Annotated in this window: 18 protein-coding genes and 2 pseudogenes; 9 read left to right on the top strand and 11 right to left on the bottom strand. The window is 61.2% G+C overall.

Annotated features, from left to right (window positions below; all coding sequences use genetic code 11):
- Positions 1–9: 9 nt before the first annotated feature.
- The 4 genes from IAE40_RS16695 to IAE40_RS16680 form a co-directional block, all read right to left on the bottom strand.
- Complete coding sequence (locus IAE40_RS16695; RefSeq protein WP_054892937.1) at positions 10–816, bottom strand: NAD-dependent epimerase/dehydratase family protein; 807 nt, start codon at positions 814–816, stop codon at positions 10–12.
- Positions 817–913: 97 nt separating this feature from the next.
- Complete coding sequence (locus tag IAE40_RS16690; RefSeq protein WP_200603558.1) at positions 914–2,152, bottom strand: OprD family porin; 1,239 nt, start codon at positions 2,150–2,152, stop codon at positions 914–916.
- Between the two features lie 529 nt (positions 2,153–2,681).
- Positions 2,682–3,632, bottom strand: a complete 951-nt coding sequence (locus IAE40_RS16685; RefSeq protein WP_200603557.1) for an alpha/beta fold hydrolase — start codon at positions 3,630–3,632, stop codon at positions 2,682–2,684.
- 42 nt (positions 3,633–3,674) lie between these two features.
- Positions 3,675–4,895 carry an MFS transporter gene (locus IAE40_RS16680; RefSeq protein WP_442797958.1) on the bottom strand — a complete coding sequence of 407 codons (1,221 nt, stop codon included), beginning with the start codon at positions 4,893–4,895 and terminating at the stop codon, positions 3,675–3,677.
- Between the two features lie 182 nt (positions 4,896–5,077).
- On the opposite strand from IAE40_RS16680, the gene IAE40_RS16675 reads away from it, so the two are divergent.
- Positions 5,078–5,710, top strand: a complete 633-nt coding sequence (locus IAE40_RS16675; protein ID WP_054892933.1) for a TetR/AcrR family transcriptional regulator — start codon at positions 5,078–5,080, stop codon at positions 5,708–5,710.
- On the opposite strand, the gene IAE40_RS16670 is transcribed toward IAE40_RS16675, so the two are convergent.
- The 3 genes from IAE40_RS16670 to IAE40_RS16660 all read right to left on the bottom strand — a co-directional run bounded on the left by IAE40_RS16670 (position 5,711) and on the right by IAE40_RS16660 (position 8,537).
- Positions 5,711–6,367 carry a hypothetical protein gene (locus tag IAE40_RS16670; protein ID WP_200603556.1) on the bottom strand — a complete coding sequence of 219 codons (657 nt, stop codon included), beginning with the start codon at positions 6,365–6,367 and terminating at the stop codon, positions 5,711–5,713.
- A gap of 104 nt (positions 6,368–6,471) precedes the next feature.
- Positions 6,472–7,869: a heavy metal sensor histidine kinase gene (locus IAE40_RS16665; RefSeq protein WP_200603555.1), complete on the bottom strand. Its 1,398-nt coding sequence runs from the start codon at positions 7,867–7,869 to the stop codon at positions 6,472–6,474.
- Positions 7,842–8,537: a heavy metal response regulator transcription factor gene (locus tag IAE40_RS16660; RefSeq protein WP_054892930.1), complete on the bottom strand. Its 696-nt coding sequence runs from the start codon at positions 8,535–8,537 to the stop codon at positions 7,842–7,844. The genes IAE40_RS16665 and IAE40_RS16660 overlap by 28 nt, the downstream gene beginning before the upstream one ends.
- A 195-nt stretch (positions 8,538–8,732) precedes the next feature.
- Here IAE40_RS16660 and IAE40_RS16655 point away from each other — a divergent pair, with 195 nt between their 5' ends.
- The 3 genes from IAE40_RS16655 to IAE40_RS16645 all read left to right on the top strand — a co-directional run bounded on the left by IAE40_RS16655 (position 8,733) and on the right by IAE40_RS16645 (position 10,802).
- A complete protein-coding gene (locus tag IAE40_RS16655) occupies positions 8,733–9,344 on the top strand; it encodes a hypothetical protein (protein ID WP_112897657.1) in 612 nt (203 codons plus the stop codon).
- A 76-nt stretch (positions 9,345–9,420) separates the two neighbouring features.
- Positions 9,421–10,041 carry a cytochrome b/b6 domain-containing protein gene (locus tag IAE40_RS16650; RefSeq protein ID WP_200603554.1) on the top strand — a complete coding sequence of 207 codons (621 nt, stop codon included), beginning with the start codon at positions 9,421–9,423 and terminating at the stop codon, positions 10,039–10,041.
- Entirely contained in the window at positions 10,038–10,802 is a 765-nt protein-coding gene (locus IAE40_RS16645) for a molybdopterin-dependent oxidoreductase (RefSeq protein WP_200603553.1), read from the top strand. The genes IAE40_RS16650 and IAE40_RS16645 overlap by 4 nt, the downstream gene beginning before the upstream one ends.
- Here IAE40_RS16645 and IAE40_RS16640 read toward each other — a convergent pair.
- Positions 10,772–11,683 carry a LysR family transcriptional regulator gene (locus IAE40_RS16640; RefSeq protein ID WP_200603552.1) on the bottom strand — a complete coding sequence of 304 codons (912 nt, stop codon included), beginning with the start codon at positions 11,681–11,683 and terminating at the stop codon, positions 10,772–10,774. The genes IAE40_RS16645 and IAE40_RS16640 overlap by 31 nt on opposite strands.
- Before the next feature lie 413 nt (positions 11,684–12,096).
- Here IAE40_RS16640 and IAE40_RS16635 point away from each other — a divergent pair, with 413 nt between their 5' ends.
- Positions 12,097–12,987 carry a LysR substrate-binding domain-containing protein gene (locus IAE40_RS16635; protein ID WP_200603551.1) on the top strand — a complete coding sequence of 297 codons (891 nt, stop codon included), beginning with the start codon at positions 12,097–12,099 and terminating at the stop codon, positions 12,985–12,987.
- Positions 12,988–13,109: 122 nt separating this feature from the next.
- On the opposite strand, the gene IAE40_RS16630 is transcribed toward IAE40_RS16635, so the two are convergent.
- Positions 13,110–14,141: a D-cysteine desulfhydrase family protein gene (locus IAE40_RS16630; RefSeq protein WP_065861382.1), complete on the bottom strand. Its 1,032-nt coding sequence runs from the start codon at positions 14,139–14,141 to the stop codon at positions 13,110–13,112.
- A gap of 101 nt (positions 14,142–14,242) precedes the next feature.
- Here IAE40_RS16630 and IAE40_RS16625 point away from each other — a divergent pair, with 101 nt between their 5' ends.
- The 4 genes and pseudogenes from IAE40_RS16625 to IAE40_RS16610 all read left to right on the top strand — a co-directional run bounded on the left by IAE40_RS16625 (position 14,243) and on the right by IAE40_RS16610 (position 17,671).
- The gene (locus IAE40_RS16625) at positions 14,243–15,124 is read left to right on the top strand and encodes a LysR substrate-binding domain-containing protein (RefSeq protein ID WP_063543561.1); all 882 of its coding nucleotides are present in this window, start codon (positions 14,243–14,245) and stop codon (positions 15,122–15,124) included.
- Positions 15,125–15,170: 46 nt separating this feature from the next.
- Positions 15,171–15,320 (top strand): annotated as a pseudogene (locus IAE40_RS16620) (IS630 family transposase); the annotation flags it as partial.
- Between the two features lie 606 nt (positions 15,321–15,926).
- Positions 15,927–17,120 carry an MFS transporter gene (locus IAE40_RS16615; protein ID WP_200603550.1) on the top strand — a complete coding sequence of 398 codons (1,194 nt, stop codon included), beginning with the start codon at positions 15,927–15,929 and terminating at the stop codon, positions 17,118–17,120.
- 95 nt (positions 17,121–17,215) lie between these two features.
- A complete protein-coding gene (locus IAE40_RS16610; protein ID WP_054892922.1) occupies positions 17,216–17,671 on the top strand; it encodes a 6,7-dimethyl-8-ribityllumazine synthase in 456 nt (151 codons plus the stop codon).
- 39 nt (positions 17,672–17,710) lie between these two features.
- On the opposite strand, the pseudogene IAE40_RS25750 reads toward IAE40_RS16610, so the two are convergent.
- Positions 17,711–17,997: pseudogene (locus tag IAE40_RS25750) on the bottom strand (transposase); the annotation flags it as partial.
- Positions 17,998–18,298: 301 nt separating this feature from the next.
- Positions 18,299–19,549: a ribonucleotide-diphosphate reductase subunit beta gene (locus tag IAE40_RS16600; protein WP_054892954.1), complete on the bottom strand. Its 1,251-nt coding sequence runs from the start codon at positions 19,547–19,549 to the stop codon at positions 18,299–18,301.
- Positions 19,550–19,667 lie beyond the last annotated feature (118 nt).

The following is a 19,667-nucleotide window of genomic DNA, read 5'->3' as shown; positions in this document are numbered from 1 at the left end:
CAGTGGCGGTCAGTCGAAGGGGCCGGCAGCGACAAAGGCGCCGCCCTGGTAGACCATGCTGGGATCGTCGGCGGGAGGCGCGGGCCTTGATTCGACGTCGGCGCGGAACACCTCCGAGCTGTCCTTGGGCTGATAGCCCAGGTGTTCGGCGTGGCGGTTGTCCCACCAGACGGTGCGGTTGTCGGAGGCGCCATAGACCACGGTGTGGCCGACGTCAGGGGTGCGCAGGCTGCGTTCGATGAGTTGCAGCAGGTCGTCGTAGCTCAGCCAGGTGCAGAGCATTCGTGGGTTCTGCGGTTGCGGGAAGGACGAGCCGATACGGATGCTGACGGTCTCGATGCCGTAGCGGTCGAAGTAGAAGCTGGCCAGGTCCTCGCCGTAGCTCTTGGACAAGCCGTAGTAGCCATCGGGGCGGCGAGGGGAGTGGGCATCGAGCCGCTCGTCCTGGCGGTAGAAGCCGATCACATGGTTGGAACTGGCGAAGACGACGCGTTTTACACCGTGCTTGCGCGCCGCTTCGTAGATGTGGAACACCCCGCAGATATTGGGGCCGAGGATATCCTCGAAACTGTGCTCGGTAGACACTCCGCCAAAATGCAGGATGGCATCGACGCCTTCGACCAGCGCGTGTACCGCAGCCTTGTCGGCCAGGTCGCAGGTGATCACTTCTTCATGCGGACCGGCAGCAGGTGCCATTGGGGCGATATCGGAAAGGCGCAGGACTTCGGCGCTGCCTTTGAGGCGTTCGCGAAGCACCTTGCCCAGGCCGCCTGCCGCTCCGGTGAGCAGCAGGCGTTTGAAGGGAGTAGTGGTCATGGCCAGCTCTTGTCGTTGATTGTTGTAGGTTGTCGTACGACATGGGTCGATTATCGACAGCGAATTCGCGGCTTGTCAATGCATGGATGGCATCGGTTTACAGGATCGACAGCGGATAGTTGAAGATCAGCCGGTTCTCGTCGAACTCGTTGTTGCTGAAGCTGCGGCGAATGTTGGAGTTGCGCCACTTCACGCTGAGATCCTTGAACGGCCCGCTCTGGATCACGTAGGCCAGTTCCGATTCACGCACCCACTCCTTGCCATCGCTGACAGCGCCGCTGTGCACGTCGCGGCCACTGATGTAGCGGTTCATCATGCTCAGGCCGGGGATGCCGACAGTGACGAAGTTGAAGTCATGGCGCACCTGCCAGGAGCGTTCGTTGGCGTTGTCGAAGCTGGCGTTGTAGCTGTCGTTGGCCAGGGTGCCGCCGCTGGTGCCGTTGACCCGCATCCAGGTATCGCCGCTGACCTTCTGCAGGCCGACCCAGAACGTATGGCCGGCGTAGCGCGCCGAGAACATGCCCGAGTAGGTCTTGTTGTCCAGCTTGCCGGCGCGTTCGGCGCCGTCGTCCTCGCCCTGGAAGTAGCCGAGGTTGGCGCCCAGGGTCCAGTCGCCCAGCGGCTGGCTGTGGCTCAGTTGCAGGTACTGTTGCTGGTAGACATCCTTGAGTTGGGCATTCCATAGCCCGACCAGGGTGCGCTTGTCGTTGAAGCTGTACTCGCCGCCGACGAAGTTGAAGCGGTCGGACACCCCACCGCCGAAACTCATGTCTTCCATGCTCGCATCGTTGCGTGGGCTGTTGCCGCGGAACTGCCCGCCGTAGAGCGTCAGACCGGCGATCTCGCTGGAGGTTACCTGACCCCCACGGAAGGTCTGCGGCAGCGAGCGGCCATCGTCGGAGCGCAGGATCGGCAGTACCGGCATCCACTCGCCGATCTTCAGCTCGGTCTTGGAGATGCGCGCTTTACCTGCCACGGCCAGGCGTCCGAAATCGTCTGCGGGGCGGCCGTCGTCATGGCGTGGCAGCAGGGCCGTGCCATAAGTGCCGCCACCACCGTCGAGCTTGACCGACCACAACCCCAGCACATCCACGCCGAAGCCGATCGGCCCCTCGGTGAATCCCGAGCGGGCGTCGAGGATGAAGCTTTGGGTCCATTCCTCGGCCTTGCTTTGCGGGTTGCTCGGGTCGACGAAGTTGCGGTTGATGTAGAAGTTACGCAGGTTCAGGGTCGCCTTGGAATCTTCGATGAAGCCGGCGGCCAGTGCAGCGTCGGGCAGTGTCCCCAGGGCGGTGGCGCCGAACAGGGCGAAGGGCAGGGTCTGGCGGATTTTCATTATTGTTGTGCTCCCAGCAGTGAGGCAGCCGCCTGCCAGGCGCGCGCAAGCGACCGATGACAGGGGCGGTGGGGTTGATGGCCCGTCGTGGGCCAAGGTGAAATGCGCGGATCGGGCGCTCAGGTGCCCGTCGCTGCCAGCGATGTGGCGCGGCGGCGAATGTTGGAAAGAGAGGGAGGCGAATAGCGTGGGTAGGATGTCGACATGATGGGCTTCACTGGTTGTTGTTTTTGTTGTGTGTTGTCGTACAACTGTGGCGATTATTAACAACCGATGAAAATGCTGTCAACGCTTTTGCGCAAAGGAATCGATGGGCTATACCGAGTGTTTCAGAGGTTTTTTTTGCCAAATTGCAAAGGAAGGGCTCTAGATCGGTTACGGCAAAGAGATCCTATAACTATGATTTGTCTTCCGAAGTCCCATTGCTTTTTTCGCGGGTAAACATCTGCCCCCGGTACAAGCTGGCCCCATCCCTGTGGGCGGGTTTACCCGCGAAAAGCACAATTGCCCTACTGCTGATCAATCCCTGTCATGGCGCCAACAGGAAGCCTGTCACCTCGGCATTGAGGGCGCCGCTGCATTCCTCCGGCAGCCAGTGCCCGCAGCCTTCCAGCACTTTGCCGGTCACATCGGTGCCGTAGCGGCGCATCTGCTCGGCCTGGAACTCACCCAGGCCACCGTTGCCGCCACCACCGATGGCCAACGCCGGAATGCTGATGCGGGTCATGCTCAGTTGCTTGTTGTCGCGGGCATTCTGGTTGAGCACGCGGTAGTACTCGAACGCTGCGTTGAGGCTATGCGGCTTGGCATATGACTTGGCATAGAGATCGAGCAACTGCGGTGTGAACACCGAAGTATTGGTTGCGTGCTGCTTGATGAAATGCTCGAAGAACACCCGCTCCTTGCCAGCGATCAGCGTCTCGGCCAGGTTGGGCTCGGCGGCGAAGAAGCTGAAATGCCAGACCAGCGACTCACCCTGCGGCGTGAAGGCGGGGAACTGGTAGAGGCTGTCGTCGGGAATCGGCGCTTCCATGTAGATCACCCGACGGATGTTCGCCTGGTTTTGTACCAGCATGGGGAAGGTGTTCCAGATACCGATGTCGTGGGCCACCAGGTCGAACTTCTGGCCATTGCTCATCTGTGCGGCGAGCTTGTACAGCAGCGGCGCCACATCCGTTGCGCGATACGACGGCGGTGTCTGCGACTGGCCAAGACCAGGCAGGTCTGGCGCGACAACGGTGAAATGCCTGGCGAGTTCCGGCATCAGTTGGTGCCATTCGTACCAGGTCTGGCCGAAGCCGTGGACCAGGTACACCAGGGGCCCCGAGCCGCCCTTGACGTAGTGCAGCTTCACGCCATCGACGGTCTGGTAGTGGCTGGTGAAGCCTTTGGGGACTGGGAACTCGTCGGCGGCGTGGGCGCCGACGGCAAGCGTGGTGGCGGCGGTGAAGGCCAGGGAGCGCAGTAATTGGCGAAGCATGGTGATGAACCTCTGGGTGGTTGGAAATCGTGGCTTGATCGTTCAGTGGCCGCTGGCCAGGCTGGCGCCGGCAGCGCGCGCGCCGGTGCGAAATCCGTGTGAGCGGGCAGTCCAGGCAATGGCGAAGGCGATCAGCAGCAAGATGAGTACGGCAGGTGCGAAGGCGCGTGCGCCCCAGCCGTCGAGCAGCGCGCCGCCCAGTAGCCCGGCGCCGGCGATGGCGCCATTCCAGGCGACGACGTTCATCGACAGCGCCACATCCGCGCCGTCGCCTGCGCTATCGGCAAGGGCGGTCTGCAGCAGCGTCGCGGCGCCGCCGAACGACACGCCCCAGACCGCAATGCCGACGAGCACGGCGAAGGGCGCGCTCGACAGCCAGACGAACATCAGTGCGACCAGCGCGAATGCGCCAAGGCTGCCCAGCACGGCGCTGCGCAGATGCCGATCGATCAGGCGCCCGGTGATGGCGATGCCGACAAGCGCCGCAACCCCGAACACCAGCAGCACAAGGTCGACGCGTTCGAGCAAGCCGGCCTGGGCGGCGAATGGCGCGACGTAGGTGTAGAGGATGTTGTGCGCCAGCATCCAGGTGATTACCGTGGCCAGTACCGGTCGTACGCCCGGCGTGCTCAGCACGCGACGCAGCGGCATGGCCTGGCGGTCGGTCTGGCCTGGGTAATCCGGCACTTTCGCCAGCACCCAGACGATCAGCACCAGGGTGAGGGCCGACATGATGGCAAAGGCGCTGCGCCAACCCACTGCACTGCCGAGCCAGGTGCCCAGCGGCACGCCCAGCGAGAGCGCAATCGGCGTGCCGACCATGGCAATCGCCATGGCCTTGCCCTGCTGGTGCGGCAGAACCATTCGCCGGGCATAGCCCGCCAGCAGGCTCCAGGCCAACCCCGCCGAAGCTCCGGCAAAGAATCGGGCGATCAGCGTCAACCAGATGTCGGGTGAAAGGGCGGTGAGCGAATTGAACACCAGGAAGCCGATGATCGTGGACAGCAGCACGCTGCGACGCTTCCAGCTTCGGGTCAGAATGGTCAGCGGGATGGCGGCGACCACCGAGCCCACTGCATAGGCGGTGACGGTCTGCCCGGCCATTGCCGAGGTGATCGACAGGCCGTCGCTGATCTGTGGCAGCAGGCCTGCGGGCAGGGTTTCGGTGACGATGCAGATGAAGCCTGTCATCGCCAGGGCCAGCAAGGCGGAGACCGGCAAGGGCTCGGCCGTGTCGAGTGTGGTGGCGGTAGAAGAGGTCACGAGAGCTCCTGTGATCGCTGGGTAAATATATCGATCGATACATAAGTTAGGCAGCACCAACCCGACGGCATCGAGCCGTCCCGGATTTAAATATCGATCGGTATATAAGTTAGGAGTGCTCGCGTGTCGTTGTCAATGACTTATGTATCGAATAGTATCTATGTCATTTGGAGGAGCAGTTGATGGCGCGGATGGGCAGACCCAGAACCTTCGACCGCGATAACGCGATCGACCAGGCCATGCACCTGTTCTGGGAGCACGGCTACGAATCCACATCGCTGGCGCAATTGAAGGCGGCGATTGGCCCGGGCATTTCCGCGCCCAGCTTCTACGCAGCCTTTGGTTCGAAAGAGGCGCTGTTCCAGGAATGTGCCCAGCGCTACCTGGCGACCTATGCGCAGGTCACCGAGTGCTTGTGGAACCTGGACCTGCCACCGCGTCAGGCGCTGGAGCAGGCATTGCGCCAATCCGCCCGCATGCAGTGCGAGGACGGTCACCCGAAGGGCTGCATGGTCGGCCTGGCAGTGATGAGCGCACCCTCTGCGGAACTGGCGCAGGTCACCGCACCCTTGAACCGCTCCCGGGCACGCACCCGCGCCGGTATCGCCGGCTGCATCAGCCGTGCGCTCGAAACGGGTGAGCTGCGCCAGGACGTTGATGCCCAGGGGCTCAGCGTGATGTTCGACAGCTTTCTGGTCGGGCTTTCGACCCTGGCGCGGGACAACATCGGCATCGAAGCGATGGAGCGTGCGATCACCCAGGTGATGCGGCTGTGGGACCTTTCCACGACGGGTGTGCAAAACACCGCGTCGTGATCATTCGAGCACTTGAACATCCAGTGCCTGGCACAGGGCACGTAACTTTGGGGTCAGGTTGGCTTCCCGGATCGGCTCGAGAGCGTCGTGCTGTTTGTAGTACTTGGCGTAGATGGCTTCAGTCACAGGCCTCTGCTCACCCTCGGCGCTGAGCTCGATATCCGAGAATTTCACCACGCCAACCGGATTGAATCCGGCCCGCTCGACCATCTGCTGCATGCCGCGGGTCTTCGTGGTGACGTAACCCCAGGCCATCGCGGTGTCCAGCTTCGCTGCCAGCGCATCGATGGCGTAGCCTGCGAACAGCGTGGCGCCGGTGCCCCTGTGTTGCGGTGCACACGCACCGAACTTGTTGAACAGGGTGCGGTTGAGCAGATTGATCTCCAGGCACATGACGCAGATCATCTCGCCCTCGTAGACCCCGACGTAGACGATGGTGTCCTTGTCGGCTTCGCCGGCGAGCGACACGTTCTGCAAGTAGTACTGCGGGTCGCTGAAGACCCGACCGATCCCCACGCCCACATCCGGGTGCCAGCGCCTGACCAATTGGCTCAGCCACTCGACATCGCTGCGCGCCAATTGACGGTAGCTGTATTGCGCCGGGGTGACAGTGTTCTCGGGCAGCTCGTGCAGGTCTGGCCAGATCCTTTCTTGCATGTGTTCACCTTGTCTTGGACAGAGAGATTGCGACAGCGCCAAAAAAGCCTACCTTCCAGATGGTAGGCTGGTCAATCCATAGCGAGGCTAACGCACAGGTGCGCTCAGCCTCGCGTCGGGAAAAACAATATGAAGCGGACGGTGCCCGGCTGGGGCTGCTCCACGCTAGCCGTTCCTCCGTGCAACTGCATGATCGCGGTGACGATCGCCAGCCCCAGCCCATTGGAGTCGGAACGCTCATGGCGCGAGGCATCGCCGCGGTAGAAACGGTCGAACAGCTTGCCCAAGGTGGCTTCGCCCAGCGTCGGGCCCTGGTTCTGCACCTCGATGCGCATACCGTTCTCGACGGCACGCACCTGCATCAGGACGGTGCTGCCCTCATCGGCATAGCGGATCGCGTTGGCCACCAGGTTGCTCAACGCCCGGCGCAGCAGCAGAGGGTCGGCCAGCACCGTACCGTTGCCCGAGGTCTGCATCGACAGTTGCCGCTCTTCGGCGAGCCCTTCGAAATACCCCGCCACGCGCTGCAGTTCATCGTGCAGCGACAGCTGTTGGCGCTCCAGCACGGCCTGCGCTTCGTCGGCGCGGGCGAGGAACAGGATGCTCTCGACCATCCGCGAGATACGCTCCAGCTCCTCGAGGTTGGATGCCAGCAGGGCCTGGTATTCATCTTCACTGCGTGATTGGCGCAAGGCCACCTGGCAATGCCCCATCAGCGAGCCCACGGGGGTGCGAATCTCGTGGGCAAGGTCGGCGGAGAACTGGTTCAGGCGCTGGTAGCCGGCGGCGAGGCGGTCGAGCATGGCGTTGTACGCGTGGCTCAGGCGCAGCAGTTCGACCGGCGTGTCGTCGCTGTCCATGCGGCTGTCCAGCCGCTGCGGGGTGATCCTTGCCGCGTGCGCGGCCATCTTGCGCAACGGGCGCAGGCCACGGTACAGCGACAGGTAGCCCAGCACTGCCGTCAACAGGAACGCCAGGCCTGCGGCCAGGTAGATGCGCTGGCGGAAGGCTTCGAGCATGGCCATTTCCTTGGTCATGATGTGCGCCGCCGTAAGCCTTACCTCACGACCGCCGGAGATCGTCATCACGCTGGCTGCACGCAACGGCACGCCAGCGGCGGTGGCGCCGTCGCGCAGGTCGTTCACCTTCAATGGCGTGTCGGGGCCGACCTCGTCCAGTTGCGGCAGCACGGCCTTCAGCGGATTGACCTTGATCAGCGGTACCTGCCCAGGCTCTTCGATGATGAAGATGTCCTCTTCATTGTTGAGCATGTTCTCCAGTATCTGCGGGTTTACCCGCAACCTGTCCAGCTCCAGGTCATAGCGCAGCAGCTTGCGAAAATGATCCAGGCGCCCGAGCACCGAGTAGTCGGTGCTCTTCATCACCGAGACGCGCATCGAGTCGTACAGGTACAGGCCGGCCCCGGCCACTACCAGCATTGCCACCAGCGCAAACGCCAGGGTCGAGCGCAGGGTCAGGGACGGGGCGCGTCGTCGGCGCATGGCCGTACCTCGCAGACATAGCCGATGCCGCGCACGGTATGGATCAGCTTCAGCGGATAGGGCAGGTCGATCTTGTTGCGCAGCCGCTTCACCGCCACGTCGACCACATTGGTGTCGCTGTCGAAATTCATGTCCCAGACCTCCGAGGCGATCTGCGCCCGCGACAGCACATCGCCTTCGCGACGCAGGAACAGGTGCAGCAGGGCGAATTCCTTGTTGGTCAGCGCGATCACCTGCTGCTGGCGCGTGACCCGTCGGCGGATCAGATCCAGTTCCAGGTCGGCGAGGTGGAAATGATCGGCCTCGCGCACCACGCCCCGGCGCAGGATGGTGCGGATGCGCAGCAGCAGTTCGGTGAAGGAGAACGGCTTGACCAGGTAGTCGTCGGCGCCGAGCTCCAGGCCACGGATGCGGTCCTGCAACTGGTCGCGCGCAGTGAGAAACAGCACCGGCACGTCCTGCCTTGCGCGCAGCAGCTCGATGATCTGGAAACCGTCGATGCCCGGCAGCATCACATCCAGCACGATCAGGTCGTAGGGCGTCTCCAGCGCCTGGTGCAGGCCATCGGCGCCGTGCTGGGTCCAGTCGACGTTGAAGCCGGATTCGCCGAGGCCCTTTTTCAGGTACTCGCCGGTCTTGGTGTCGTCTTCGATCAACAGGATATGCATGGGGGCAGGGCTCGGGCCTCGGGTGGCGGGCAGGCGAAGAGGCAGTGTAACCAGCACGGCAAGCTGCTGTCGGTTACATTTCTGTCATTTGGCGGTGCCGAGGACGAATGACAGAAATGTAATCGGCCGGTCATTCTGAGGTCCCGAGGCGACACCAAAGATAGCGGCACTTCAAACCGCTGAGGATGTGTCGCAATGAAGACCAAGACTGCCCTGTCCACCGCGTTCGGCCTGTTGATGGCCGGCGCCACCGTGCTTGCCAGCGCCGCCGACATGCCTGTGATCAAGCCACTGCGTGGCGTGATCGAAGATGTCAGCAGCAACACCCTGACCTTCAAGACCCGCACCGGCGCGCAGCAAACCATCGGCCTGACCGACAAGACCGGCGTAGTCCGTGCCTCCAAGGCCGACCTCGCCTCGATCAAGACCGACAGCTTTGTCGGTTCTGCCGCCATTCCCCAGGCCAACGGCACCCTCAAGGCCCTGGAAGTGACCGTCTTCGACGCCAGGCTCAAGGGCAGCGGCGAAGGCCATTACGGCTGGGAGAACGCCGACGGCAGCACCGGCACCATGACCAACGGCACCGTGGGCAAGCTCTCCAGCGCCAATGGCCGCACGCTGACCGTCAACTACAAGGGCGGCGAGAAACAGCTGGTGGTGCCGGATGACGTGCCGATCGCCTTCGTCGAGCCAGGCAGCGCTGCCGAGCTGGTCAAGGGCGCCAAGGTCGTGGTGTTCCCGGCTGAAGACGGCAAGAACGCACGCGGCATCGCCGTCGGCAAGGACGGCTTCCAGCCGCCGATGTAACCACCTCGGCCGCCCAGAGGCAGCGCCACGACCGCTGTCGCGGGGCGGCTGCCGTGGCCTTCGCGAAGGGGGCAGTATGAAGAACACCCGTATTCATTCCTGGCCGATCCGCCTGATGCACTGGCTCAATGCCCTGTGCATGGTGTGCATGTTCATGAGCGGCTGGGCGATCTACAACGCCTCGCCGCTGTTCGGCTTCAGGTTTCCCGCCGAACTGACCGTCGGCGGCTGGCTCGGCGGCTCGCTCGCCTGGCATTTCGCATTCATGTGGCTGCTGGCGATCAACGGCCTGGCCTATGTGCTCCATGGCCTGCTCAGCCGGCACTTCCAGCGCGACCTGCTACCGGTTTCGCCCCGTGCCGTGGCGCGTGACATGAGTGCTGCGTTGCGCCTGAAGTTGGTACACGAAAAGGGCGTCTACAACGCGGTGCAGCGCCTGATGTACTGGTTGGTGCTGGCGGCCGGTGTGTTGATCGTGTTTTCGGGGCTGGCGATCTGGAAGCCGATTCAGCTCCAGCAACTGACCGCCTTGTTCGGCGGCTACGATGCCGCGCGCTACGTTCACTTCGCCGCGATGGCGGCCATCGGTGCCTTCGTCGTGGTGCATCTGGTGCTGGTGTTGCTGGTGCCCAAGACCCTGTTGCCGATGATCACTGGCGGCACGCGGCCGATTCGAATAGGTGACCGCCAAGCATGAGCGCTTCGAAAAAAGGCCCGCGCATCCAGCTCGAGCCCGCCCAACGCCTGCAACTGGAGAACATCCAGCGGCGCAACTTCCTGCGTGGCGGGCTCACGGTCGGCGCAATGGCGATGCTCAGTGGCTGCAACCTGCAGGATGGCGATCAGGTCGACCGTGTGCTGTGGGCCATGTCGCGCTGGAACGATCGGGTCCAGGCCTGGCTGTTCAGCGGCCAGCGGCTCGCCCCGACGTTCAGCAAGGCGCAGATGACCCAGCCTTTCCCTTTCAACGCCTATTACGGACAGGACGACATTCCCGAAGTGGACCTGTCCGACTACGCCCTGAGCGTTTCGGGCCGCGTGCGCGACAAGTCGCCCTGGACCCTCGACGGCCTGCGCAAGCTGCCCCAACGCACCGACATCACCCGGCTGGTCTGCGTGGAGGGCTGGAGCGCGATCGGGCAGTGGGGCGGCGTGCCGCTGCGCATCTTCCTCGAACATATCGGGGCAGACACCACGGCCAAGTACGTCGGCTTCAAATGTGCCGATCGCTATTACTCCAGCCTGGACATGGAAACGGCGCTGCATCCCCAGACCCTGCTGGCGCTGGATTATGGTGAAGTGGCACTGCCGCCGGAGTATGGCTATCCGCTGCGGCTGCGGGTGCCGACCAAGCTGGGGTTCAAGAACCCCAAGCACATCGTCGAGATCTACGTCAGCAACGATAATCCTGGCGGGTATTGGGAAGATCAGGGGTACAACTGGTTCAGCGGGATCTGATCCAGGCCTCGATGCTGGTCCGCCCGCAGCATCTCGATGTAGCGCTGCACCGCCGGCGCCTTTTCGAAGCGGCGATGCAGCAGGGCCAGGCATGAGCGCGGCTGGCAATCTTCTATCGGGCGGTAGTTGACCTGCGGCAGGCTGACCCGGCGCACCATCGACTCCGGCACCACCGCGATGCCCTGGCCCAGCGACACCAGGGCGACCACCGCCACCAGGCTGCCGGGCTGCGGTCCCAGATGGGGGGTGAAGCCGCCCTGCGCGGCGACCGCCAAGGTGCCGGAGATCTGCTCGGGCAGGATGAAGGTTTCCCCGGCCAGCCGTGCGGCGTTGATCTGCGGCAGTTCGTTGAGGCGGGAACTGGAGGGCAGGGCGAGGACGAAGCCTTCTTCCAGCAGCGTGATGGCGTTCAGTTCTTCTGGCAGATCCATGGGCATTCGTACATAGGCGAGGTCAAGCAGCCCGTCACGAACCAGCTCGGGCGAGGCCATCATGCCGACCTCGCGAATATTGAGCTGGACACCGGGGCAGGATTGACTGAAGTGCGTCACCTGCTGCTGCAAAAGTCCCGAGTACGCCGCAGAAGCCACATAACCCAGCTCGATACGCCCCACATCACCCCGCCCGGCCCGCTGCGCGCCAAGTTGCGCAGCATCGAACTGGCGCACCGCCTGCAACGCCTCGACCCGCAGCGCTTCACCCGCGGCGGTGAGACGCACGGCCCGCTGGCTGCGCTGGAACAGGCGCACACCCAGCTCGTTTTCCATGTCCTGGATCTGCCGGCTCAGCGTTGGCGGAGCGATGCCCAACTGCTCAGCGGCACGGGTGAAGTGACCGTGCTGGGCAACGCTCAGGAAGTAGCGGAAATGGCGGATCTCCATGGGTGCTTGTCGGCTCCGGGACGCGTAAGGGTGCTGCCACGCTACAAGGCCGTTGGTCCGGGTGCCAAGTGCCTAGGTAAAAAAACGGCGTGAAATTCGCTTTTCACGCCGTGGCCGCACAGGGCGCGGCCCAATCACTTCGAACGGCTCAGCCTCGGGTACTCGTTGTGCGCATACTCTGCGTCAACCCCGCGCCTGTGCCGCTTCGAAGCATCCCGATGCACACCAGCGACAGTGCGATCGACAGTCGACGGACAGCCGATACTGCGGTCTTTATCAAAGATCTGGATGGGGTGTTCATGATGTGTCCTGGCCAATGTATTGATGACCGTTCAATGCTACGGCTGGCGATCGTTGTGATTCGTGATTAATTAATGTTTACTGATCATATTTCGTGATGAGTTGAGATCCCCATGTCTTCGCATCCTTCGTCGTCGGCACTTGCCCTGGATATCGTGCTGTTGCGTACCTTCCTTGCGGTGGTCGACCTGCGCGGCTTCGCCGCTGCGGCCGATCGTCTGGCGCTGACGCCGTCAGCGGTCAGCGGCCACATCAAGCGCCTGGAGGAGAGCCTGGGGACGCGCCTGTTGCAGCGCACCACCCGCCAGCTGGACATGACGCCAGCCGGAGAGACGCTCTACACCTACGCCCGCAATATCCTCGACCTGGAGCAGGAGGTGCGGGCGCGCCTGCGAGGTGAGTCGTCCGCCGGGCGTTTGGTGATCGGTGCTTCCGAAGACTTCGCCGGCACCTGGCTTGCGCAGGTGCTGCAGGTGTTTCGCCGGGGGCATCCGGGCATCGCCATCGAGCTGCGGGTGGGCATCACTATCGAACTGCTGCGCCAACAGGCGGAGGGTGAACTGGATGTGGTGTTCGGCAAGCGCTGCGCACGCATCGAAGACGACAGTGAACTGCTATGGGAAGAGCCTCTGGTGTGGGCCTTCGCCGAACACACCGCCTTGCCGTCCGATGAGCCCGTGCCGCTGTCGGTGTTTCCCGAGCCATGCGTGTACCGCGAGTCGGCGATCAATGCCCTGGCGGCGGCGGATATCGACTGGCGCTTGGCGTTCGAGAGCCGCAGCATGGCCGGTTGCCTGGCTGCGGCGCAGGCTGGCTTCGCCGTCAGCCCCGTGGCGCAGAGCCAGTTGCGCCACGGGCTGCGTGCGGTGGACGAAAACGAAGGCTTGCCGCCGCTGGCGATGGCACGTTTCCACGCCTTCACCGGCAAGCCCACGCCGATGACCCGCGCCCTGGTCGATGCCGTGCGCGAGGTGGGGCGCAGGCGCCGTTTTGCCAGCGACTGACGCGTCTCATCGCCGGGCGTCGTGTTGCGTGCAGAGGGAGGTATCAGCACGCCCCGGCGATACCGGGGAGTGGGATGTCTTATTGGAATGGGGGACGTGCGGGTAGGTAGTCAGCGAGTCGATCAGGCGTCTTGCAGGGCATCGCGATAGGCGAACAACCCAGGTGTTCCGCCGGTCATGACGAACAGCAGGTTGTCGCCGCGCACATAGCGGTCGCTCTGCAGGTCGGCGATCAGGCCGGCGAATGCCTTGCCGGAATACACCGGGTCCAGCAGCAGGCCTTGATGGCGGGCCATCAGGCGCAGGGCATTGAGCATCTCGGGAGTCGGTAACCCATAGCCTTTGCCAAGGTAATTGCCATCCACCTCGATGTCGTGCGCTTCGATGTCGGCTGGCAGGCCGAGCAGGGTTTGGACATGGTGTGACAAATCCAAGGTCTGGCGTTGTGCAGTGCTCGCGTCTGCCAGTACCGCGTAGGACTTCACCAGGCTGGCGCCACGTCCGAGAGCGGCGAATCCTGCACTGAGGCCGGCATGGGTGCCGGAGCTTCCGTTGGCCGTGAACACCCGCGTGAACTGCAGGGCCAGGGCCTGCTCCTGCTCGGCGATTTCCTGTGCGGCCCTGACATACCCCAGGCAGCCCAGGGCGGTAGAGCCGCCGGTAGGGATCACCTTGACCTTGTGGCCCGCCTTCTCCAACTGCGCTGCACGTCGTTCGGCCGAATGCAGCGCGCTGATCCCGTCGGGGCTGATATGCACCCTGGCGCCAAAGAGCTCGTCCAGCAGCACATTGCCGCTGTGCTCGTATTCTTCACCCTCCTTGGCGACTGCCCGCGACAACACCAGTTCGCAGGGCAGGCCCAGTGACGCGCAGGCCGCCGCGGTCAACCTCGCGTGGTTGGACTGCAGGCCTCCGACGGTGATGACATGCTCGATGCCGTCATGCAGTGCTGCGCCCAGCAGAAACTCGAGTTTTCTCAGCTTGTTGCCACCGCCACCGAGCGCCATGAAGTCGTCCCGCTTGGCGAACAGACGGATACCACGCACCTCGAGCCCCAAGACCTGTTCTAGCGCGACGAGGCGTTGAATGGGCGTGGCCTGTTCAATCAAGCACGTGCGTGGGAACTGTTCGAGCTGTGAGATGAGCGTCCTCATGATGAAGCACCGTGGTTGTGAGTTGACGACGACACGTTATTGGAAAATTATTTGTTAATAAATAAAGGTTTTATTTAAATAATTTTAACTGAGAGTTAAATATGGATCGTCTGCGCGCAATGGAAGTCTTCGTCACCGTGGTGGAGCAAGGCAGCTTCAGCGCGGCTGCCGAGCACCTGCGGCTGTCGACCGTGATGGTCAGCAAATACATCCGGGGGTTGGAAGAAGCGCTGCAGGTGGAGTTGATTCAGCGCAGTACCCGGCGCATGCGCGTCACCGAGGCGGGAAGGGTGTTCCATGAAGAGTCTCGCCAAGCGCTGGAGCAGGTGCGCCGGGCCTACGAGCAAGTCGAGAGCTTGCAGAAGGCACCCAGCGGCCTGCTGCGAATCAGTGCACCGATGACCTTGGGCTCGGCGCTGGTGGCGCCGATCGTGGCGCAGTTTCTGCGTGAGCATCCGCAGATGCGCGTCGATCTGGTCCTGAGCAACAGTGTAGTCGACCTCATGGCCGAGGGTTTCGACCTGGCGTTTCGTATCGGCGAGCTGGGAGATGTTGATCTGGTCGCCAAGCCGCTGCGCCCCTATCGCATGGTGATCTGTGCGGCCCCGGCCTATCTGGACGAACAGGGTTGGCCCACGGTGCCGGCCGATCTCGGCAAGCACCGCTTGCTTGTCCATTCCAGTTGGACCCATCGCTTTAGCTGGCCGCTGCAGGACGCTGGGCGTGAATACTCCTGGCCGGAACACTGGACGCTCAAGAGCAACGACGGCCAGGCGCTGCGCCTGGCTGCGATCAGTGGCAACGGCATCCTCATGCAGCCGGAATTCCTGGTCGCCGATGACCTGCGCGAGGGGCGGTTGGTGTCGTTGCTCGAACCCTTCCTGCCGGCGACTCGCCCGGTCAATCTGGTCTACCTGCGCCAGCGCAGCGCGTTGTCCAAACTCGACGCCTTTGTGCGTTTCGTGATGCAGCGCGCGGGCTAGCTGTAGTTGGCTTTGAACGTTCCATTGTCGGCGCTGTGGTAGTTGACTGAAGCGTCGCCATAGAAGTAGGGAGTTTCTCGCTTTCCTCAAGGAGGTAGACGCCAACGTACCAGAAGACATGCCTGTTAATCTGGTAATGGACAACTACGCGACACACGAGACCGACAAGGTGAAAGCGTGGTTGGCAGCGTATCCGTGCTGCTCAGAATGACACCGGGTTGGCCGAGGTTCGCGGTACTTCCGAGCCCAGATAAATCCGTTCCTACAGGGGGACCGCGAACTTTCAGGCATCTGCGAAATGCTGCAAGCTCAGCTAAACCCCATGCATTCGCAAAGCCCGCTGGGCGCATTCCATCCAGCTCATCCTTCGCTTCGCTGCCACGCCAGTCTCATCTCCAGCCAGCATCACCGGCATATCCCGCATCCTCAGGCGAGCAGCAGGCGTGGTGAGCGTGCGAACGCTTGTCTCGATAGGCATTTCCTTTATCTCTACGTGATTGCCAGTTTTCTTAGGACTGGGTACGTTGGGATCACATAGATGAACGTCGGGCGGTTCAGGCTCAGCTGTTCGGACAGCGACTCCAGATTCGGGCTCCATCGGGGGCGAAAGCCGTTGTGCACCGAAGAACTGAAAGCTTTGCAATACAGCCGGATAGGTAGAAACGCACGCACTCGCTTGTCCTGAATAGCGACTTTTGCTACCCTGCCGCCAGACATTGCGCCATGAGGCGCTCTGCGTAAGCGTTAACGTCAACCAACGCAATCTTGGGGTTAATCCGCCCCTCGTCTATGCGTGGTAAAAATGACGTCTTCTACAGGGGCCATTCGAGCCCATAATTCAGTAATCACCTCCGCCCTACTGTGTGGGATCTTATTGATCGCAGCTAATCTGCGTGCGCCTATTACTGCCTTGGGACCGGTACTTTCCGAACTCCAGCAGTTCTTTTCACTAACCCCTAGCGCACTTGGGCTATTGAACGCATTGCCATTGTTGATTTTTGCATGTGCTTCTCCGATGGCATCATGGCTGACCAAATACATAAGCTTTGAAAGAGCACTTTTTGGTGGTCTTGTCGCGGTTACCGTTGGCTGCCTGCTGCGCTCAAGTGGTTTTTATTTCGGCCTTTGGGGCGGAACCATATTGATCAGCTGTGGCATCGCAGTAGGGAATGTACTTGTGGTGCCATTGATTAAACGTGACTTCCCATCGCACGTTGCTCTCTGCGTAGGGCTTTATGCTGCTACTATGGCTGTTATTGCAGCATTATCCAGTGGCTTGGCTGCTCCTCTCTCTGCTCTCACCCAATATAAATGGAAGCTATCGCTAGGTATTTGGTTTGTGGTTGCATTTCTGGCAGCGGTTGTTTGGTGGCCGCAGTTAAAGAATGAGCACTACGCCAATAAGCATGCTGACGCTCAAAAAAAACCATCTATTTGGCGAAGCGGTGTCGCTTGGCAGGTATCCATGTTCATGGCGCTGCACACTATGGTTTTTTACACTGTTATCGACTGGTTCCCGGAAATGGTAAAAGGTGTGGGTATTGACTCCACCGAGGCGGGAGCTTACCTCTTTGCGTATCAAGCTATCGCTGTTGCGGCGAACCTTTCAACATCGTTTCTGATCAAGCAGATGAAAGACCAAAAGTTGTTGGGTTTTTCATGTTCCTTGGCAATTGTAATTGGTGTGGCTGGGCTGTTGTTGAAGCCTGCCTTGGCCGTAGTGTGGCTGCTGATAGCTGGGATTGGTGCAGGCATGTCTATGGTTACCTGCCTGACATTGTTCAGCCTGCGTGCGCGTGATCACCATCAGGCAAGTGCGCTTTCTGGTATGGGGCAGTGCGTTGGCTACGGATTGGGGGCAGTTGGTCCTCTCTTGGCAGGATGGATGCATGATATCAGTGGTAGCTGGAAAGCTCCGCTCATCTCACTGGCCATAGCTGGTTGTGTTCAAATGTTCTTCGCTGTGATGGCGGGAAGATCTCGATTTGTAAGCTAATAAACACCAAACCTGGCGCAGGGAGTGTGATTAATCTTTCCCTGCGCCAATCAGTTTTGTAATTGCGCGCACAAAAATACGAGAGAGATTACTTGATGAGCTTGGCACCTGATCGTTTTGCTTTCATCAAAGCCAATTGGCATGCAGATATTGTCAGCCAAGCATTGAGCGGCTTCTGTGAAGTTATTCCTGCAGAAAATGTAGATGTATTTGAAGTGCCTGGCGCTTTCGAGCTGCCTATAGTGGCTAAGGAGCTTGCTCTTAGTGGACTATATAGAGGTATTGCTGCAGCCGCTCTAGTAGTCGACGGCGGGATTTATCGCCATGAATTTGTAGCCCAGGCTGTGGTCGGCGGCTTAATGCATGTCGGGCTTGAGACTGGCGTTCCGGTGTTTTCGATTTCGCTTACGCCCCACCATTATCAGAATTCAGATTATCACCGTTCGATCTTCTCGGCGCATTTTGTTGAAAAGGGGCGGGAAGCGGCGCAGGCCGCGATTCAATTTCTAGCTACGAAGAGCATGCTGCCAAAGAAGATGTGTCGAGAGTAGCTTCTAGGGAGTCGTGTACTGATGAGTGCTTCTTGATGAGGCGTACTTCAGCCGCACTCCTTGGCAAAGTACGCGGCGGCCTTCTTTAAGATGTCTCGCTCTTCCGTCACGCGCTTGAGTTCAGCGCGTAGCTTGCGCAGTTCGGCCTGCTGATCATCGTCTTGCTGACGCTGCTCTTGGGGCTTGCTGTAGACCTTGATCCAGGCGTAAAGGCTGTGCACGGACATGCCCAGGCGCTGGGCGACATCGGCGACAGGATTGCCTTTTTCGATCACTTGCTTGACCGCTTCGATCTTGAATTCTTCGGGGTAACGCTGACGACTCATGGCACCTCCTATTTGGGCCTCATTATGAGGCTTGGAGGTGTCTACGAAACCAGGGGCGATTCAATGTCTGGTCGCTCAGGAAGTATTGCAATCGCTATCGCATGCAGGCTGTCATACTGAACCTAGCGCCTACCCGATGATGATTGACATTCGCGATATGGGAGCGGCAGGTGTTGCTTAGTGAGCTGCGAATGAAAAGCCATCTCAGCTTTCACTGAGATGGCTTTGGTTTTGAAGGCTTGATGGGTTCAACTTATCTGAAAAAAGTTCAGTCGGGCGTGAAAACCTACGCACCAAGCGATCAATCCCAGCTCAACGCCCCACCAGTCTGATACTCGATCACGCGCGTCTCGAAGAAGTTCTTTTCTTTCTTCAAGTCCATGATCTCGCTCATCCAAGGGAACGGGTTGGTAGTCCCTGGATACTCTTCCTTCAGACCAATCTGGGTCAGGCGACGGTTGGCGATGAACTTGAGGTAATCCTCCATCATCGCCGCGTTCATCCCCAGCACGCCGCGAGGCATGGTGTCGCGGGCGTATTCGATCTCCAGCTGGGTCCCTTGCAGGATCATCTGGGTCGCTTCTTCCTTCATCGCCGCATCCCACAGGTGCGGGTTCTCGATCTTGATCTGGTTGATCACGTCGATACCGAAGTTCAGGTGCATCGACTCGTCGCGCAGGATGTACTGGAACTGCTCGGCAACGCCGGTCATCTTGTTGCGGCGGCCCATCGACAGGATCTGGGTGAAGCCGCAGTAGAAGAAGATGCCTTCCAGTACGCAGTAGTAGGCGATCAGGTTGCGCAGCAGCTCTTTGTCGGTTTCGACGGTGCCGGTGTTGAACTCCGGATCCGAGATGGCGCGGGTGTACTTCAGGCCCCAGGCGGCTTTCTTCGCGACCGATGGGATCTCGTGGTACATGTTGAAGATCTCGCCTTCATCCATGCCCAGCGACTCGATGCAATACTGGTAGGCGTGGGTGTGGATCGCCTCTTCGAAGGCCTGGCGCAGGATGTACTGGCGGCACTCGGGGTTGGTGATCAGGCGGTACACGGCCAGGGCCAGGTTGTTGGCAACCAGCGAGTCGGCGGTGGAGAAGAAGCCGAGGTTGCGCATCACGATGCGGCGCTCGTCTTCGGTCAGGCCGTCCATGCTCTTCCACAGGGCGATGTCGGCGGTCATGTTGACCTCTTGCGGCATCCAGTGGTTGGCGCAGCCGTCGAGGTACTTCTGCCAGGCCCAGTCGTACTTGAAAGGCACGAGCTGGTTGAGGTCGGCGCGGCAGTTGATCATGCGCTTCTCGTCGACCGCGACGCGGGCCGAGGAGCCTTCGAGCTCGGCCAGGCCTTCGGCGACGTCGAGGGCGTCGAGGGCAGCCTTGGCGCGCTTGACCGCGTCGGAGTCGGTCGCGGTGGCGGCGCGGGCTTCCAGGGCGGCGGCACCGCCGGCGCTGTCGAGCTTGTCGAGGGTGGCGCTGGCATTGGCCTGCGCAGGGGTGTTGCCTTTGGCGGCGACTTCGCCGTCTTCCTTATCGAATTCGTCCCAGCTCAGCATGGTGAGGTTCTCCTGCTTGAGGGCCATCTATGGAGTATGGCCGGTGGATCTTGGTTGCGGTGCGGTGCACGCAAATCGGAAGCGCCCTTTAAGGGCTGGCCGCTGCACTGGGCGGCGG

This window comes from Pseudomonas sp. S44 (assembly GCF_016624805.1).
GTDB classification, from domain to species: domain Bacteria; phylum Pseudomonadota; class Gammaproteobacteria; order Pseudomonadales; family Pseudomonadaceae; genus Aquipseudomonas; species Aquipseudomonas machongensis.
Note: the sequence above shows the minus strand (reverse complement) of the source record. Positions and strands in the feature narration are given on the sequence as shown.